At 63.4% G+C, this 18,155-nt stretch carries 13 protein-coding genes; 7 read left to right on the top strand and 6 right to left on the bottom strand.

What is annotated here, in order from left to right:
- Window positions 1-143: 143 nt before the first annotated feature.
- From ASD11_RS15120 to ASD11_RS15110, 3 genes are all read right to left on the bottom strand, one after another.
- The gene (locus tag ASD11_RS15120) at window positions 144-644 is read right to left on the bottom strand and encodes an Lrp/AsnC family transcriptional regulator (RefSeq protein ID WP_056289460.1); all 501 of its coding nucleotides are present in this window, start codon (window positions 642-644) and stop codon (window positions 144-146) included.
- A 136-nt stretch (window positions 645-780) separates the two neighbouring features.
- Window positions 781-2,628: a dihydroxy-acid dehydratase gene (gene ilvD / locus ASD11_RS15115; protein ID WP_056289458.1), complete on the bottom strand. Its 1,848-nt coding sequence runs from the start codon at window positions 2,626-2,628 to the stop codon at window positions 781-783.
- 198 nt (window positions 2,629-2,826) lie between these two features.
- Window positions 2,827-3,669, bottom strand: a complete 843-nt coding sequence (locus ASD11_RS15110) for a helix-turn-helix transcriptional regulator (RefSeq protein ID WP_082554484.1) — start codon at window positions 3,667-3,669, stop codon at window positions 2,827-2,829.
- A gap of 192 nt (window positions 3,670-3,861) precedes the next feature.
- On the opposite strand from ASD11_RS15110, the gene ASD11_RS18955 reads away from it, so the two are divergent.
- The 4 genes from ASD11_RS18955 to ASD11_RS15095 all read left to right on the top strand — a co-directional run bounded on the left by ASD11_RS18955 (window position 3,862) and on the right by ASD11_RS15095 (window position 8,095).
- Window positions 3,862-4,614, top strand: a complete 753-nt coding sequence (locus tag ASD11_RS18955; protein ID WP_082554483.1) for a sulfite exporter TauE/SafE family protein — start codon at window positions 3,862-3,864, stop codon at window positions 4,612-4,614.
- A 175-nt stretch (window positions 4,615-4,789) separates the two neighbouring features.
- The gene (locus ASD11_RS15105; protein ID WP_056289455.1) at window positions 4,790-5,761 is read left to right on the top strand and encodes a bile acid:sodium symporter family protein; all 972 of its coding nucleotides are present in this window, start codon (window positions 4,790-4,792) and stop codon (window positions 5,759-5,761) included.
- Window positions 5,762-5,899: 138 nt separating this feature from the next.
- Window positions 5,900-7,135, top strand: coding sequence for a Na+/H+ antiporter NhaA (nhaA, locus tag ASD11_RS15100; RefSeq protein WP_056289453.1), 1,236 nt, complete (start codon window positions 5,900-5,902; stop codon window positions 7,133-7,135).
- A gap of 702 nt (window positions 7,136-7,837) precedes the next feature.
- Entirely contained in the window at window positions 7,838-8,095 is a 258-nt protein-coding gene (locus tag ASD11_RS15095; RefSeq protein WP_156464829.1) for a hypothetical protein, read from the top strand.
- Window positions 8,096-8,209: 114 nt separating this feature from the next.
- Here the strand turns inward: ASD11_RS15095 and ASD11_RS15090 are convergent, their stop codons facing one another.
- Both ASD11_RS15090 and ASD11_RS15085 read right to left on the bottom strand, forming a co-directional pair.
- Window positions 8,210-8,821 (bottom strand): hypothetical protein, encoded by a 612-nt coding sequence (locus ASD11_RS15090; RefSeq protein ID WP_156464828.1) that lies wholly within the window; start codon window positions 8,819-8,821, stop codon window positions 8,210-8,212.
- 460 nt (window positions 8,822-9,281) lie between these two features.
- On the bottom strand, window positions 9,282-9,818 hold the full coding sequence (locus ASD11_RS15085) for a hypothetical protein (RefSeq protein WP_056289443.1): 537 nt from the start codon (window positions 9,816-9,818) through the stop codon (window positions 9,282-9,284).
- A 439-nt stretch (window positions 9,819-10,257) separates the two neighbouring features.
- On the opposite strand from ASD11_RS15085, the gene ASD11_RS15080 reads away from it, so the two are divergent.
- A complete protein-coding gene (locus ASD11_RS15080) occupies window positions 10,258-15,444 on the top strand; it encodes an RHS repeat-associated core domain-containing protein (protein ID WP_156464827.1) in 5,187 nt (1,728 codons plus the stop codon).
- Window positions 15,445-16,161: 717 nt separating this feature from the next.
- Here ASD11_RS15080 and ASD11_RS18950 read toward each other — a convergent pair.
- Window positions 16,162-16,413 carry a helix-turn-helix domain-containing protein gene (locus ASD11_RS18950; protein ID WP_056289433.1) on the bottom strand — a complete coding sequence of 84 codons (252 nt, stop codon included), beginning with the start codon at window positions 16,411-16,413 and terminating at the stop codon, window positions 16,162-16,164.
- A 123-nt stretch (window positions 16,414-16,536) separates the two neighbouring features.
- Between ASD11_RS18950 and ASD11_RS15065 the strand changes: the two genes are divergently transcribed.
- On the top strand, window positions 16,537-17,343 hold the full coding sequence (locus ASD11_RS15065) for a hypothetical protein (RefSeq protein WP_156464826.1): 807 nt from the start codon (window positions 16,537-16,539) through the stop codon (window positions 17,341-17,343).
- A 252-nt stretch (window positions 17,344-17,595) separates the two neighbouring features.
- Window positions 17,596-17,961, top strand: coding sequence for a hypothetical protein (locus ASD11_RS15060; RefSeq protein ID WP_156464825.1), 366 nt, complete (start codon window positions 17,596-17,598; stop codon window positions 17,959-17,961).
- Window positions 17,962-18,155: the final 194 nt, after the last annotated feature.

Below are 18,155 nucleotides of genomic sequence, written 5' to 3'. Positions count from 1 at the left end.
AGAACGAGGCCCTCGGCGAGGCCGCCCTCGCCCTGGCCGGCAAGCCGCTCCACTCCCACGCCTAGGTAAGTTGCTCCCCGTCTCGGAGAATGAAGTCTGACCAGCGAGCTTCAACTGAACGCGGAACGAGACAGCGAGGACGTTCACGGTAGTGGTGTGGATCGCCCCCAACCGCTTCCCGAGAACACGTGACGAAGGATGGGGCCGACCCGGTACGGAAGCGGGGTAGAGACGATAAGGGTGGTGGTCGTGTGCCTGACACCATCAATGTGGACCATCAACGACGCGATCTTCTGTATCTCTTCCAAGGTGGAGCCCGCGATTTCAACAAGCAAGTCCTCTCGTCCGGCTTGAGTCTTGATCTCAAGGACGTACGGGATCCGTGCGGTCTCTTCGATAACGTGCCTGAGCCGACGCTGGTCAAGCTCAAGACTCACGTTGGCGCGTACGGGCAACCCGATTGCGGCAAGGTCGATGTGCGGGATGAAGCCGGCGAGGATCCCCTCGTCTGTCAGTCGCTTGAGCCGTTGGTGCACGGTGTTTCGACTAATCCTGAGATCTGACGCGATCTCAACAACACCGCGGCGAGCGTCGTCACGGAGACGTTCCAAGATCTCGACGTCGAGTTCGTCGATGCTGGCCATGCGGCTCCGTTCATGCGTCCCGACGAAGATCTTCGACGGAGACGGGGTTGGTGATTTCTGCAGATGAGATGAAAGCACCGAGGGACCACCCGCGACGGATAGCGCACAGGTAGCCCCTCGACCTCAAGCGCCTATCTCACTGCACGGCTTCGATCCTGGTCACGTCACGGACGGCGCCCTTGTCCGCCGAGAGCGCCATGGCCGCGTAGGCCCTCAGGGCTACTGACACTTCCCGGCGTCGGTTGGCTGGCGTGTACGAGGTGATAGCAGACCTGCGAGCATCGATGGTCTCCTGAGACAGGTTGACGTCCATCGAACGACGGTTGATGTCGATAGTGATCTCGTCACCGTCCTGGACAACGGCGATCAGTCCACCAGCTGCTGCTTCAGGGGAGATGTGACCGATGGAAAGACCAGAACTTCCGCCCGAGAACCGGCCGTCGGTGATGAGAGCACACGATCCGCTGAGGCCCCTGCCCTTCATAAAGGTCGTCGGGTAGAGCATCTCCTGCATGCCAGGCCCACCGCGGGGACCTTCGTAGCGGACGACGAGCACCGAGCCTGGGGTGACACGGCCCGTGAGGATCGCGTCGACCGCCTCCTCCTGCGACTCGACGACAACCGCCTGGCCGGTGAAGAGCAGCATTGCCGGATCTACACCGGCCGTCTTGACGACGCTGCCGTCCACAGCGAGGTTGCCGCGCAGAACGGCCAGCCCTCCATCCACCGAGTGAGCGTGGGCGATGCTGCGAATGCAGCCCTCCGCCTGGTCCAGGTCCAGAGACTCCCAACGTTCCGACTGCGAGAAGGCAGTGGACGAACGTTTGCATCCTGGCGCAGCGTGGAACAGCTCCAGGGCCTCCGGGGTGGCGGTGCCGGAACGGACGTCCCAGTCAGCCAACCACTCGGTGAACGTCCTGCCATGGACCGTCGACACGGAGCGATCAAGGAGTCCAGCGCGGTCAAGTTCGCCAAGGATTGCTGGGACCCCGCCAGCGCGGTGCACGTCCTCGATCAAGTACGGACCGTTCGGAGCTACCTTCGTGAGGCAGGGAACCTGGGCCGACCGGGCCTCGATGTCCTTCAGCGTGTAGTCCAGCCCCGCCTCGTGCGCAGCGGCGAGAAGATGAAGCACGGTATTGGTGGAGCCACCGAACGCAATGTCCAACGACATGGCGTTGTCGAACGCCTCGCTACTTGCGATGGACCGCGGCAGAACGCTCTCGTCGTCGTTCTCGTAGTAGCGGGTCGCGATGTCCACGACGGCGTGTCCTGCGTCGATGTAGAGCTGACGCCGTGCTGTGTGTGTGGCGAGTGTCGTCCCGTTGCCTGGAAGCGCCAGACCGAGAGCCTCGACCAGACAGTTCATGGAGTTGGCGGTGAACATGCCCGAACACGACCCACACGTCGGACACGCCGCGTCCTCGACGCGCTGAAGATCTTCGTCGGAAACAGTGTCGGACACGGCGTCCGTCATCGGCGAGATGAGGCTCAGGCGTGTGCGGACAGACCCATCGACGAGCACGGCCGTGCCGCCCTCCATGGGTCCTCCCGACACGAAGACCGTCGGAATGTTGAGGCGTAGCGCCGCCATCAACATGCCCGGTGTGATCTTGTCGCAGTTGGAGATACAAACAAGCGCATCCGCGCAGTGCGCGTTGACCATGTACTCGACCGAGTCGGCGATCAGGTCGCGCGACGGCAAGGAGTAGAGCATCCCGGAGTGGCCCATCGCGATCCCGTCGTCGACCGCAATGGTGTTGAACTCGCGGGGAATGGCCCCCGCCTCCGAGATGGCCTCGCTGACGATTCGGCCGACGGGTTGTAGATGTGTGTGTCCTGGCACAAACTCGGTGAAACTGTTGGCGACGGCGACGATCGGCTTACCGATGTCTTTCCGGTTAACACCAGCGGCCTGAAGAAGGGCGCGGGCACCGGCCATGTTCCGTCCGTGCGTCACGGTGCGAGATCTGAGTTGTGGCATGGTTCAGCGTCTGCCCTGGCCACCACATTCGAGAAGACTGCGCTCCTCCTAGTACTGAGACTGCCTGTGCCGCGTCAGGTGCGACCGACGACTCACGTACGAGCGTGATGTCGAGGAGATCGTTCGCCCACAGGAGCGGGTGGAACTGCAAGCCTCAAGCAGCATGTCGAACCAAGCCACCACCCCGTCTGCCGAGGGTCAGTTAGAGGACTCGACCAACGTGGCGAGAGCCGTTGTGTCTGTCACGCCCGGAACGGCCGAGTAAACAATCAAGTGAAGGTTGGGATCGTCCGACAGCACCAGCCGATGAACTTCGAGGGCTAGGTCACCTACAGACGGGTGATGAAACCGCCGCATGCGAGATGAAAAGCGCTCGATGCCGTGGGCGGTCCAAACGTCCTCGAACTCATCGCTCCGTCGCCGCAACTCATTCACAAGCTCTTTCATCGCCGGGCTGGACAAATGAGTCGCGTAGTCGACTCGAAATTCGCCGACGAAGTGAGCACTATCGGTCGACCACTCCGGCAGCATGCGCCTGACGTACGGGTCCATGAAGACTGCCCACAAGAGATTGCGGCGCCCGAGCTGATGCTCACCCACACCCGGATAGAGCGCCTCGTACGCCTTGTTCCAAGCGACAATGTCCCACGAAGCAGTTATCGCGAACGCCGGAGATTCCGACCAACCCTCCAGCAGCCTGCTGAGGTGATCGGGGACGGCGCACACGGGGTCCTGATCGAGCGAGACAGGCGGGCCGAACCCTCCGAGAGCCAGGACGTAAGCGTGCTCGGCACTTGAGAACCGGAGTTCTCGAGCGATGGCGTCCAGCACCTGGCGGGACGGATTGGCTTTGCGCCCCTGCTCCAGCCACGTGTACCAGGTGACACTCACCCCCACAAGGACAGCGACCTCCTCACGACGAAGTCCGGTAGTGCGCCCCCCGCGAAGCTCTGGCAGGTCGAAGTCCGCGCGTCGAACGCTGGCGCGACGTGTCCGGAGAAAAGATGCAAGCTCAGCCTGCTGTGCGGACGTATTGGACATCACGCCACGATAAGTCACTTCGGTGAGGCCGAACTCCTGTTGTTAGTGCCAGTACTAGGACAGCCACGCGCCTTCCGCATGTCGAGCATCCCGTGGCGTCCTTGAGACCATGACTGCCGCTTCGCTGTCCTCCCGCCATCTGTCTCACACGACATCGACACCGGTAGCTACGGACAGCAGCGGGCGGACAGCGTGACGTCGCTGACCTTCGTGGCACTGTTCGCCGCCGGAACGGTCGCAGGTCTGTGTGGTGCGATTGCCGGACTCGCCTCCATCGCGAGCTACCCGGCGCTCTTGTCTGTCGGGCTCTCTCCAGTCGCCGCCAACGTGACCAATACCGTGGCGATGCTGTCAACCAGCGTCGGGTCCATCGCGGGTGCGCGGCCAGAGCTTCGAGGACGTTGGCGAACGATTGTGCCGCTCGCCCTGCAGGCTGGAGTGGGGGGCGCTGGCGGTGTGATGGTGCTGCTGCTGACACCGGACGCTGTCTTCGGGGCAGTCGTCCCGCTCTTGGTCGCTGCGGGAGCAACGATGGTGCTGGCGGGACCAGCGATCCGCAGGAGGGCCGCGTCTTGTGATCCGGCGGCAGGTCGCCACCGCCCCCGGCACTCTCCGGCTGTTGTCCTGGCCGGCCTGTACGGCGGCTACTTCGCTGCGGGCGCGGGAGTTCTCATGATGGGGGTCCTGTCGATACGGGAAGTCGCCTCAGTCCAGGTCACCGCCGCGATCAGAAACGTCTGTTCCGGAGCCGCCAACTTGGTAGCGGCCGCCGTCCTTATGGTGGCTGCCCCAGTGGACCTCCGAGCCGGAATTCCGCTGTCGACTGGTGCGCTGCTTGGCAGCTGGGTTGGCCCTCGAGTCATGCGAAGGCTGCCGGAGGCTCCGCTACGTCTCGCGATCTCAGTAGCGGGATTTGGTCTCGCGGCCTACTTAGCGGTCGGATAGTGCCTCGCTGGTTTCTCGCGGGACGTCCACCAGTTCGACGGCCGGGTGGTGGTCTCACTGATAGCACTGAGGCAGTCTGGCGGGCTGGTGTGACTGGCACCACAGTTGCGTAGTCGGACACAGCGTCGGCTCCACAGAGCCATGTGCCGACACCGGCCTCCCAAAAGGATTGAAGATGCTTGCGTTGAAGAACATCGGCGAATTCGTCGGCAAATGGTTCGCCCTCATCGTGGTCGCAGCTGGCGGTATCGCACTCGCCACCCCGGACACGTTCGCCGGATGGGGCTCCGCGATCCCGTGGCTTCTGACCGTGATCATGCTTGGCATGGGCATGACACTGAGGCCGGTCGACTTCGCAATCATCGCCAAGCGCCCGTGGGCAATGATTCTTGGCATTGTCGCCCAGTACACGGTCATGCCGGGGCTGGGCTGGGGCATCGCCCACGCCCTCAACATGTCACCCGTGCTCACCGCCGGCATGATTCTCGTGGGCTGTGCTCCGGGCGGCACCGCATCGAACGTCATGGTCTTCCTCGCGAAGGGCGACACCGCCCTGTCAGTCGCCATGACGTCGGTGTCCACCCTGCTCGCGCCGGTGCTGACCCCGCTTCTCGTCCTGCTCCTCGTCGGTGAGGACCTGCCGGTCTCCGGGAGCGCGCTCTTCGTCTCTATCGTCAAGATCGTGCTGGTTCCGGTCATTCTCGGACTCGTTCTCCGGTTGGTCTTCCCGAAGTTCGTCGACCGAATCATTGACACGCTGCCACTGATCTCTGTCGCCGGAATCACCGGCGTGGTCCTGGCGGTCGTGGCAGGAAGCGCGTCCACCCTCACCTCGGTCGGTCTCACGATCGTCGTAGCCGTCATCCTTCACAACATCGGCGGGCTCACTCTGGGATACACGATCGGAACCCTTTGCGGCCTGCCGAAATCCAGCAGCCGCGCCGTGAGCATCGAGGTTGGAATGCAGAACTCCGGCCTCGCCGCGGCCTTGGCCACCGTGCACTTCGCGCCTGCCGCAGCCCTGCCCGCCGCGATCTTCTCGGTCTGGCACAACGTGTCCGGCTCACTTCTCGCCAGTTACTGGTCGCGCCGTCCGCTGGCTGAGGAGCAGATGTTCGACAGCGCACAGCAAGAGTCGTCGGTCTGACTGGAAGGCGGGTCGGGTCGGGCGAAACGCCCGCCCCGACCCGCCTTCTTGCGTCCCGCTGTGATCGATCCGATTGATCTACGGGCCCCGACCGCGTCGGCTCACCTGCCCGGCGGCCCCCCAAACCCGAGGAACTGAATGTCGCTGATCCTGCCCGTGCGGCGCGCCAGAGCTTGGCTGCGCCGTGAGACGTCCGGTGGAATCCTGCTAATGGTTGCCGCGATCATCGCACTGGCCTGGGCCAACTCTCCATGGCGAGCGACCTATCGCGCGCTCACAGACGCGGTCGTAGGCCCCTCGTCTTGGAATCTCGACCTGACGCTGACACATTGGGCCGCTGACGGACTACTCACGGTCTTCTTCTTCGTAGTCGGACTCGAACTGAAGCACGAAGCCCGGGTCGGCAGCCTGCGTGATCCCCGGCAGGCTGCCGTCCCGATGCTCGCAGCGGTCGGCGGCATGGTTGTGCCGGCGGCCCTTTTTACCGCGGTGACATTGACTGGCGGCGCAGGCGACGGCGCACACGGGTGGGGAATCCCGATGGCGACCGACATTGCGTTTGCGCTGGCCGTGTTCGCCGTCCTCGGTCGCGGACTTCCTCTCGCGCTCCGCACCTTCCTGCTGACCTTGGCGGTGGTTGACGACTTGCTAGCCATCGCCGTCATAGCCATTTTTTACGCCGCTGAGCTGCACCTGTTGTATCTCGTGGGGGTCGCACTGGTGCTCGTCCTGTTCAGATGGGCCGCGACCCGACGTCGTCTCCGCGCGTCGACGCTAGTCCCGCTTGCGCTTCTTGCCTGGTACCTCATGCATCAGTCCGGAGTCCACGAGACCGTAGCGGGCGTGATGCTCGGCTTCTGCGTGCCCGCCCTGCCTAGGGACGGGGAGACTGAGGGTCGCGCCGAGAACCTATCGAGCCGATTCGACGTCGTCTCGTCCGGAATCGCACTACCGGTCTTCGCATTCCTGACGGCAGGCGTCACCGTTATCGGGGAGGTCAATCGAATGCTCTCCTCGCCAATCACGCATGGCGTGGTCGCAGGTCTCGTTCTCGGCAAGGTCGTAGGGGTCCTGGGGACAACCGCACTCGTAACTCGCCTCACCCCACTTCGACTGCCCCAGGGAATCGGCCTACGGGACCTCCTGCCCATCGGCCTTCTTGCCGGTATTGGATTCACGGTGTCACTCCTGGTGACAGAACTTTCCTACGACGACCCAGCGAGCCTCGCATCGGCCAAAGCAGCAGTGCTGGCGGCCTCGATCACGGCAGCCGTACTGGGCGCCGCGACGCTTCGATGGGACGCGCGCCTGAGCCGCACCCGGGACATGAACTGCGACGGACTTCTGGACGGAACCCCGCTGGTCAAGGATTGACCGGCTTTGGCTCTAGAAGGACGACAACAGCGCCATCTGGCTCCTCGCCGGCTGAACATCTCGGGACACCGCCTCGGTCACCACAGCGACAGAGACGGCCCCAGTCTCCCATTCGTCCGTGGCGGAGTCGGCTGTAGTGGGTGCGGCCGACCCCACCACGGGTTAAAGCAGAAAGCCTCCCGGCCACGCCCAGGCATTGCTACGCCCCAGGCTCTCGCGACGATGCCCCCAGCTTGGGTAGTACCCGAGGTCGACGCGGTTCGAGGGAACCGGAAGACACCCCTGGGGCGAGGCCACGTCGTGGGCCTCACGGTCACCCTTGGATTGCGCGTGCTTTCAGGCCGTGCACGAAGGGCTGCCGGAACACGGCGCACGCAGGGCTGGGCCGAGAGCGATTGGTTAGTACGTACCGAGCAGAAGGTTCGACAGTTCCGCAAGCCGCTCTGGACGGCCGAATGCTGGCGACTTTGCGATCTGCGAGATGCATCCGTCAGTCACGAACGGCACATTCTGGAAGTTGGCGAAGCGTGGGGATGTCGGAGCCCGTCGCTAGATTCTGAGTTCTGAGCAACACGCCTGGGCCGAGACGGGTTCCGCCCGCATGGTCGCTGGGGCGGGAAGTCTGCAGATGGACCTTGACAACATCAGGTGGGCCTCGACTCGCCACCAAGGCCGTCGTTGCTCGCGACGTACTATCCAGATATGGCAGAGGACACAAGACTCGCGGTGGTCGCTTATAGCGAGGACGCCGGAGTCTGGCGACTTCGGTTGGATCCGTCCCCGGACCATCATCCGCAGGGCAAGCTCATTGAGCTTCCTGGGTTCTCGGGTGACCTGCACGACCAGAACGACTGGGAGAAGATCAACCTGGCGCTTGGGTCGTGGGGCGTGACCTACGACTTCGGAGCATGGAGGGATTTCGACGGGGGCTGGGTCGTGCCGGTATTTCAGCAGCGCTGAATTTTCGAGCGGGGCCGGTCGTACGTGTTGCGGCTTCTGATCGCATCCGTCGCGGGCGCTCGGATATTCATAGATTCCGTTTCGGACAGCTGGACAGGGACCGAAATGGTGTGCTCAGGCGACGTTATAGTCGCCGTTCGGACTGAGTGTGAACCGGTCGTTCATGAGCGCGATGTACCTGTCCTGGACCGAGCCTTTCGGTGATTTCTGGCGCGTGCCTTCCGGCGGAGAGAGGGCGTAGAGCGCCATGAACAGTCCCGAGACCCGCACTCGAGTGCGCACTAAGAGGGTGTGGGCGTCGATGACGTGAGTGAGACCTTGAAGCGCCGCGGAGGAGTACGGCGCGGGGTGATCGCCAAGTCGACGGTAGGTGTTCCACCCCTGCGGCCCCGAGTCGTCACCTCGGGGATCTGGCAGCCACATGTCGTGAACCACCCGATTGCGCGCGAGCCCTGCGTCCCGGGCCCCGTCCAAGGCCCCGACGCCCGGCTCCCGAATCTCCAGGTATGCATCCGATCCCGAGACCCGCTTGCGGCACTCGCTGACAAGTTGACTGAAGCTCTTTGCCGAGTTGGCCGGAGGAGAGTCGTCGCCCGGGCGAACCAGTAGGTGGTGGACATTCGCGACGCCATACTCCAGGAGTGCATGCGTGCGAGCGACCCGTCCGACCCACAGCGAAAGTGCATCGTCGTCGTTCAGACCTGGCTCGTCCTCTGTCAACTTCACCGCCAAACCGTAGCGCCGGCTCGGGCCTCTGACGCTCAGCACAACATGACGCTCTCGGAGCGACCAGATCACGTCATCGGACGCCCCGGACGCCCCGGACGCCCCGGAGGTCCAGGTTTCAGGGCCATCAAAGCACTGAGGCAGTACAAACCGGTGCTCGGTAGGTACTTTCGCACGCCCGTCCCGTGCATCGACGACGACCAGACTATGAGGTGTGACAGAGGGTGGCGCACCAGCGGCAACCGTCAACGTTCGCGTAGTAGCGCTGGGCCTTTGCGACGGCACCGGTGCAGCTCGGGTGATAGCCAAGGTCGACACGGTTCCAGGGCACTGGAAGACACCCGTGGGCCGAGGTCACGTCGTGAACCTCATGGTCGCCATTGGACTGCGCGTGCTTGTTGACGCAGTAGATCGGCATGGCCGTCCTTTCTCCGATCCGTTCGTGGCACGGGGGCTGGTGTCAGACGTTCGCGGCCAGCCGTCGACAGAACGCTGCGGTGGCAGCGTTTGGCCCTGTGGTGTCGTTGTCTACGACGAAGTCCCGCGTCTCGTCGTCGGCGAACCGGAAATTCCAGGTCTGCTGTCCAGGTCTCGGGTCGTCGGCGACGTCCGAGGCTCCTGCGATGTCGAGCGTCAGGGCCACGACGGCGTCGAGTCGGAAAACGTCGACTACAACCCGCGGTGGAGACGCGTATCTGGTCTCGGTTCGTTCGTTTCCGGTCCAGACACCGCGCCCAGATCGTTGCGCCTTCGCTGAGACCTCGACGAAGTGTTCGTTCGTGGCGAGGGTGCAGGACCAGGTCGTGATCTCGGTGCGGCGGTCGTGCGTGAATTCTGACCAGCCGATGTCGAACGGCAGACCCAAGGCAAGGAGTGCTTCCACGACAGCGACCGGTGGTTGGCGAACAGTGTTGTTCGAGTCAACGTTCTCCAGGATTTCGTTGAGCCACTCGCGCTGCTCGAGAAGAGGATCTTCGTCCGACGTCGTGTCAGTCACTGTGGTACTACTTCTTCCGGCGGTTGTAGGGCGACTGGTTAGTCGGCTTGAGTGATACGTCCTGCTTCGAGGCCTGAGACCTGACCGCGTCCTCTGTTCGGCCTAGCTTCAGCCCGATGACACGTGTCGGTGTGTTCTCGCCGGCAAGGCGTTTCAGGTCGCTCTTGTCCTGGCTCGACCAGGACTTTCCGCTGTTCCGATCTGACTGGGACATATAGGTGGTACCTCCGCCAGCCAGTCTGCTCCCGACCTCCGACACACGCCGGCAAGAAATGCCCGGCCAACTCTCTGAGGAGGAGTTCATCCCTCCAGACCGTTGTCTACTTCCGCGCCTACGTGCTGTATTCGATTCGCACAACGTCAGGGGTGACCGTTGTGCCTATGACCATGGACTCGGCGGATGGGCCGGCGAGCAGTGGTACTCGCGAGGGGGCCCCGTATGTCGTTCTGCCGGTCGATCAACTTCTCACGCCAACTGGCGGCTGCTGTCCTGGTCGGAAGTGTGCTCGTTGGCGCACCGGTGGCCGTCGCGGCCGACGAACCAGGCCTCTCCGACGCCCCCAGCTCGAAGCCAAACCGAAACAAGACCGACGGTTCGGCCTCGGAAGTCGCGAAGGCGCTGGAGGCCTCCCGCAAGTCAAACAAGGCCGTCGAGGTTGTCTCCGAACGTGACGCGACCACGACAGTCTTCGCCAACCCCGACGGAACGGTCACACAGAAGCAAGCGCTCGCGCCGATCCGCGCAAAGGACACCGACGGCAAGTACGTCCCAATCGACCTCGACCTCACCGAGGAAGGCAAGCGTCTCGCCCCGAAGGTCTCAACCGACGACGTCTCGTTCAGCGCCGACGGCACCGGCCCCGTCTCGAGCCTCGACGTCGGCAAGGGCCGCAAGATCGAGCTGAGCCTCGACCGAGACCTCGCTGCCCCCACCGTCGACGGACCAGTGGCGCGCTACCAGATCGAGTCCGAAAAAGCATCAACGCCAGATGCGGCATCTCGCGACGAGAAGACTCCCTCTCCAACGCCAACCAACGCGAACGACGAGACGCAGAACAACCAACCGGACGCCGAGGCATCTCCCGGACCCTCCGAGTCAGCCACCCCCGAGCCGAAGACCACAACGGCCCCGGACGAGCCCAAGAGCGCGCCAAGCACCGTCGAGGTCGGTCCCGTCTCCGGTGGCTTCACCACCAACATCGAACTCCCGCAGGCCCCGACAGGCGAACCTGTCTACCGCTTCACCATCAAGGCAGGCGGCCTCAAGGTCGTGCTGAAGGACCAGCACCTGACCTTCCTCGACGGTGACACCGAAGTTGCCACGAGCCGCCGACTGGTGATGTGGGACTCGAACGTCGACTCCGCCGGAGACCCGACCAGCCCGGCCGATGTAGCCGCAACCCTCGAAGCGTCCGGCGACGACTACGTACTGGAGCTTCGACCCTCCACCAAGTACCTGCAGTCCTCCGAGCGCAAGTACCCCGTGACCATCGACCCGACCATCTCACTGCCGCGCCGCGGCGACACCTTCTACTTCAGCAACCAGGCATCCGGCGACACCAGCCACACCGAAGACTTCAACCTCCGGGTCGGATCAGACGACGGTGCCAGGCGCTTCCGGTCCGTGATCGTGTTCAAGTACAACCGAGTCCTCGGCACCGTCGTTGACCAGGCGAAGCTCACGTTGAAGCAGTACAGCTCCGGAGCAGGCTCGACAGGGTGTGGACCGCAGCCCACGGGCTTCTACCCCGTGGACGGCAAGGTCGCCGCATACCCGACCTGGCTGTCAGGGCAGCCCGTGGTCAACTACGACGCCCGGTGGCGCACCACAGTATCCTTCAACAAGGCCGCCACCGCCGGCTGCTCAGGCGCCGGGTTCGTCGACGTGGACGTCACCCCCATGGTCAGGGGATGGGCCGGCGCCCAACAGAACGCCGACCCGGGCAACCCGCCGACCGGCGTCAGCGGCGGACCGGAGCAGGCGGTAGTGCTCCGCGCCCCCGACGAGTTGGACCAGACCCAGGAAAAGCGGTTCTGCTCGATCAACTTCGACTCCACCACCAGCTACTGCAAGACAGCCGACGTCATCCCGACCCTTGACATCACGGTGCAGCCCGACCTCGGTACCCAGTCCTGGTACTCGATGACCAACCACTCGCTGAACGACCACTCGTCGCTCTCCGCCAACCACCGCAACGGCAACGCCGTCGTGTCGGCATCGGACGCCTCGATCAACGGGATAGGTCTGAACCTGAACCTGCAGCGGACCTACAACTCCCAGGCCACCCTGACCAACACGACCCTGGGCCAGGGCTGGCAGTTCGGCATCGGCCCGGACGTGTACCTGGAGAAGAAGGACGCCTACCGGTACAACTTCCACGGCCCCTCCGGCACCGTTCTGGGCTCGTTCACGCGTAAGAGCGCCGACAGTGGGTCAAACGACTACAAGAAGTTCTCCACACCCATCGGAGGCTCTGGCGCGGACCTGGAGTACATCGATCCCGGTGACGGCTTCACCCTCACGTTCCGCAAGAGTCGCACCACCTGGGTCTTCGGCACCGTTGACGGCAGTGGCAACGCCTACCTGACGAAGATCAAAGACAGGTCCGGCAACGCGATCACCATGACCTACGACGGCACAGCCGGAACCCGACCCAAGTGGAGCACTATCACCGACGCGTCGAACCGCACCTACAACGTCACCTACAGCGGCAACACGATCACTCAGATCGCCTCGGCCGCCGAGAGCGGCGTCGGAGCGAGAACCTGGAACTACAGCTACACCTCAGGCCTGCTGACCGGATACACCGACGCGGTTGGCCAGAGCACCACCTACGCCTACACCTCGAACCGACTGAGCACCCTCACCAGTCCAGGGACAGCCGAAGGCACCAACAAGACCACCATCACCTACGAGAGCGGCCAGGCGAAGCAGTTCGGCTACCGGTACGTCAACGGCGCCGACACCGCCTACACGTACACCTTCGACTACCTCGACGCCCGACCGACAAAGTGCGATGGGAACGGCGACGAATGGACCACCGTCACCGACCCCAACAACAAGGGCACGACCTACTGCTTCGCCAAGCGAGACGACGGAAGTGCCGACCGCATCGCCTGGGTTTACGACGCCCTTGGCAACAAACAGTCAACGCAGTACTCCGCCGACAACGGTCCGACCAACATCACCTCACCGACCGGCACCGGACCCACCGGCTCAACCGTTGGCAAGTATTCAGACAGTTTCCCCGACCGCCTCGACCAGGTCACAGAACCGAAAAACGCCGCCGACATGGCGTCATCGACTGGATACGAGTACGCGACGCCAGGCACAGTGCCGGGGAGCGACTACCTTCCGTCGGCCGTCCGCTCTGGCGCGAACAGCTGCACGAAGTACACCTACGACTCGAAGGGCCGAGTCAAGGACTCGGCCATGGGTGCCACCGCGCCCTACAGCAGCACGGATCCGAACATGCCGTTCGGTGTCTGCGGCTCCTCGCCCAGCAACGCCGTCGAGGCTCACCGCACGTACAACGACGACAACGGCGTGGTCGAGAAGGCCTGGGACGGCAACGCCGGCTCCAGCCCCACCGATGACGACAAGACCATCTACACCTACTGGAAGTCCGCGGCGATTGACGGTTCTAGTTTCGTGCCCGGGTCCCAGTGGCAGGTCAAGTCAATCCGCAAGCCTGGCGGTGACTGCTCGACTGGATCTACCCGAAAGCTCTGCACCTCCTACACATACGACGGTGCAGGCCGCGTCCTGACCGTCACCGACGGCCGCGGACTCGCCACCACCTACGCCTACGACAAGAACGACCGGACGACGTCCGTCCTGTTCAACGGGGCGAACTCGCTCCTGTGCTCCCTGAACCTCGGCACGGGCTGCTTCTCCTACACCTACGACGGCGAAGGCAACCTGACCAGCCGTAAGACCGACGAAGGCACCACCTCCTACGTCTTCGACCGGATGAACCGGATGAAGAGCCAGACCACGCCGGCCTACGGTGGCGGGAACGACTCCGTCGCCCTGGCCTACGACGGCGTCGGGAACCTGACCTCACACTCAGAATTGGTCAGCGGGACCAGCTCCTGGCACGTAGTCACCTACGGCTACGACAGCGCCAACCGTCTCACCCGGGTTACCGAGGGCGGCGAAGACATCACCATCACCTCAGACGACGACGGACGTCGACAAAGCGTGACATTCCCCAAGCCGAGCGGCAGCGACGGTGCGCGCGTCGAGTACGACTACTACAAAAACGGACGACCCAAGGAGCTCCGGCTTGAGAAGCACTCCGGAACGGTCGTGGGCAAGGTCGGTTACGACTACACCCTGACCCCGTTCCCCGCGTTCCCGTCCATCAAGGTCGACTCGCCTCAACTGCAGCGCCGTAACGTCACCACCAGTCCCTACACGGACCAGCAGAGCACCATTGACTACACCTACGACACCAAGGAACGGCTCACAGGCGCAGCGGACAACAAGTCCGGTCAACCCGACTACACCTACGAGTACGACAAGGTCGGCAACCTCAAGAAGGAAGTCGTCAACTCGACCCCGACATATTTCGGCTACAACAAGCCCGGTCAGCTCTGCTGGAAGGGCGACAACAACGAGACCGGCGGCACCCCGACGTACGCCCCGCGCGCCTGCTCCTCAACCCCGACCGGTGACACAACCGTCAACAGCGACGCGTCCGGCAACAGCCTGGGCAGCGGGACCGGGACCGACAGCTACACCGTCAACGACCGCAACCAGGTCACCAACATCGACGGCCTCGCGATGAGGTACCACGACCAGGGCAACGACGTCCGGGCGAACATCTCGACGAACCGCGAAGTCACCGGGCCGCTTGGTGTCTCAGCAGTCACAGCCGGAGGATCGACAATTCTCTATGTCGTTCGAGATCCGTCAGGCACGATCCTCTCCTACCGATTCGGCACACAGCGCGTGAACTACGTGACCGAACCCAATGGCAACACCATCTGGCTCACCTACCCGTCCGGTTACGTGACCGGCGGCTACAAGTACTCGCCGTACGGAAAAGCCAAGGTCTTCGGAGAGCAGGATGCACCGGACACGAACAAGACGGTGGCCAACAACAACCGGTATCGCTGGCTCGGCGCGCCTCAGAACCTGGAAAGCGGCGGAAGTGACGGCGCCTACCAGCTCGGCGCTCGTTACTACGACACCCAGGGTCACTTCACCCAACCGGACTCTGTGGCGGGCGGTCTGGGAGACCCCCGCTCGACGACTGCCTTCAACTACGCGGGCGGGGACCCGATTAATCAGTCCGATCCAAGCGGGCGATGCTACTTCGACCCGACAGGCCTTTGTGGCTTCGGCTCGAAAGTCAACGCAGGCGTCTCTGCGGTAGGAGGCTTCGTAGCGAACCAGGCTTCCGCATTCTGGGGAGAGTACGGCCCAGGCCTCAGTGATCTTTTCGGCTTTGCCGGAACCTGTTTCGCCGGCGGCTCGCTCCTGTACTCACAGACGAAGGAGAATTTCATCTTGCCCTACGATCCGGCGGAGGGGATTCTCGCAGCTACCGTCGGTTGTGCCGGTAACGTGATCGCGGATTCGTTCGGTTGGAACTACACGGACGCGAAGGGGGACTAGACAGGATGCAAGATCAACGCGCCGAAGGAGGCGGGACCGTTGACAAGGTGCTAGTGGCTTTGTCCATCGTGTTCCTGCCGGGCATCGTGTGGAACCTGATCAGCGTGGCCACGTCGGACGGTCCATCGGACGGCGAGATCGTTTACCGCGTCGCTATGGTTGCCGCCGTCTTGTATGTCGGGGTCCAGGCGGCTCGGCGCTTGTGGCGAAAAAATCGTTCTGAGACCCGCCCGACGCCAACCGCCGACCGTCCCTGAGTTGAGAACCAGCATGAAGTCAGAGCGAAGATTCCTAGTACCGCTGATCGCGGCAGCTTCCATCATTATCGGCTGGATGATCTACCTCTTCATACTCGTCGCGGCGACTGGAAGTTCGGACAGCGCCTCTCAGCCCGCCCTGTGGTTTGGCCGAGTCGTGATCGCGCTGCTGCTGGTTTCGTCAGCCGTCATGGCCTGGCGAGATCGGCGAAACTAGAATCAGCGATTATGCGCCTCAGGTCGGGCGCAGCAGTTGGAGGCGCACTCCAGAGCGGTCGTCGACTCGGCCGGCTATGACTGCACAACCCGCGCTCCCAGCCGACTCGTGAGGAAGGCGCCGATCCGTCGGCCGATCGACATGGCTCCTCTTTGCGTGCCCGAACTGTGTTCACAGATCGAGTGACCCCGGGACGAGGCCGGGGATCGGCCGCTAGGTCCGGGGCCGGCGGTCGGGTTTTCGTCAGCCCAGCGAGGTGATGCCCTCAACGAGTTGCCCGGGGTCAATCTCCAGCGCCAGGGCGACGAGGACGATGTTGTGGAGGGTGAGGTTGGTCTGCCCTCGCTCGACCTGACCGATGTAGGACCAGTGAAGTTGCGATCGCTCCGCAAGCTTCTCCTGGCTTAGGCCTAGTTCGTGTCGGCGGGTCCTGACGCGGTGCCCGAACTCTCCAGTTGCGGCGGACACCGGAGGCTTCGGCGACGAGGGCGGCATGGAGTCAGTTCATCCATCCCATGCCTTCGAATCCAGAGACTAAACATTTGAGATGAATAGGCATAAGACTTTTAAATCTCGTAAACTCGCCGCGGAGGCCGTCAGCGGGCGAAGGAGACACACGTGAGACGACTGGTTGTGGCAACCGCGGCCGTCATGGTCCTGACGGGATGCACCCACGCCCCACCGGACGAACGCGCCAGCCGGCCTCAGCCCGCGGTAGAGAAGTACGCGGAGACGCTGAGCACGGTACGGCTGGACGTCGGAGCGCACACGGCACCGCCCCAGGGCTTCGAGCGTGCAGACGTACTCGCGTTTAAACGTCAGATCCTTGAGCTGATGCGCCGGTCGCTCAGCAGCAGGACCGCCAACCTCAGCCTTGATGCAGCCTACGACTACGTCACCGAGAGCCTCTACGCGGCGACTCTCGACAACGTTGATGACGGTCTCCCCGACGTCTTCGGGAACGACTGGAAGGCATCCCTCGCCACGACGTTGGGACAGCGTCCGGTGAGACCTGCTCGGTTGGTGACTGCGGACTGGACGACCACCAGCAAGCCGGCAGAACTCGACGACGGCACTCCCTCACGAACGCTGACTGTCCGGCTGGACGTCCACGCGGTCGTGACGACAGGCACCGATGCCCGCCCAAACACAATCATTCTGCGAAGACACATCTTGCTTCGCGGGTTCAGGCCCCGCGGCGGACCCGACTGGTGGCCAGTTCTTGGGTTTGGAACTCAGAACTGGGGCGTCAACGAGTGTGAGAGTCAGGCCGTCGACGCGCTCGTGCCAGAGACGGATGCATCCGAACTTCGAAAGCAGCTCGTGAAAGCTCGCAACTCCGTCAATGGGCTAGGGCCGTCACAGGAGCCGAATACAACCCTGGAGGACTACCGGGCGTTCCTCGCCTCTTGCGCCAAGAACTGACTGGCCAACGACAACTCGAGTCGCCGGACCCCGGTCAGCTTTGTCAGGTCGCCTCTCGTCCACGCAAGGAGCCTCGGAATGCGTCGAATCGGGAGAGCCTTGTCAACAAGTCTGGCGGCCCGTGCGGCCAGACTCCGGGCAAGGCGGATCGTCAACGACATCGACACGCGACGTTTCGTTCACCAGAGCGTGACGGACGGATACTCACCGGATGCTGTCGCTTACGCGCTCAGGATGCCTCAGGATGCCGTCGTGAGGCTCCTGGAGGAGGTGGCCGACAGTCCCGAGATTCTTGAACCCTCCGTCGACGAAGCCGTTAGTCGAGCGCTGCTCGGGCAGATCGATCGGGACCAGATGATTGAGCAGCTTCGTGGGCTACGGATCAGGTTCGCCCCCACCGACGATTATCCCGACTCGGGCTGGGTCCAGCTGCGCCTCGCATTGCAGGCAGGACTGCTGTCCCGAGCTGAGGCGGAGTGGGTAGCAGGAGCCGCGGCCGAACGGATGGTCGTCCGAGTACTGCATTCGATGGACCTCGAAGCGCGTCCCGTCTCGGACGGAGATGCCAGGGCGTTGCTCGACGCAACGACCGCCGCACTGCTCGCGTCGCTCACCTAGACAAGCTTTGCCAGACCCCAACCGGCCACTCTCTGCGCCAGCCGTCGCTAGGCCCAGCCCTGGAACCCCTGGTAGCGAGCTCTTCGCTGACTGCCCGAAAAACCTCCGCCATGTCTGAGGGCGCACGCTTGGTCCAGAGCACGTTGTTCGCCTCGTCCAGGAGATGCAGGTTGGACTCTGCCTCGAGACTCGGT

Origin of the sequence: Aeromicrobium sp. Root495 (genome assembly GCF_001426755.1) — a bacterium.
GTDB lineage: Bacteria > Actinomycetota > Actinomycetes > Propionibacteriales > Nocardioidaceae > Aeromicrobium.
This window is presented reverse-complemented; position numbering and strand designations above follow the sequence as displayed.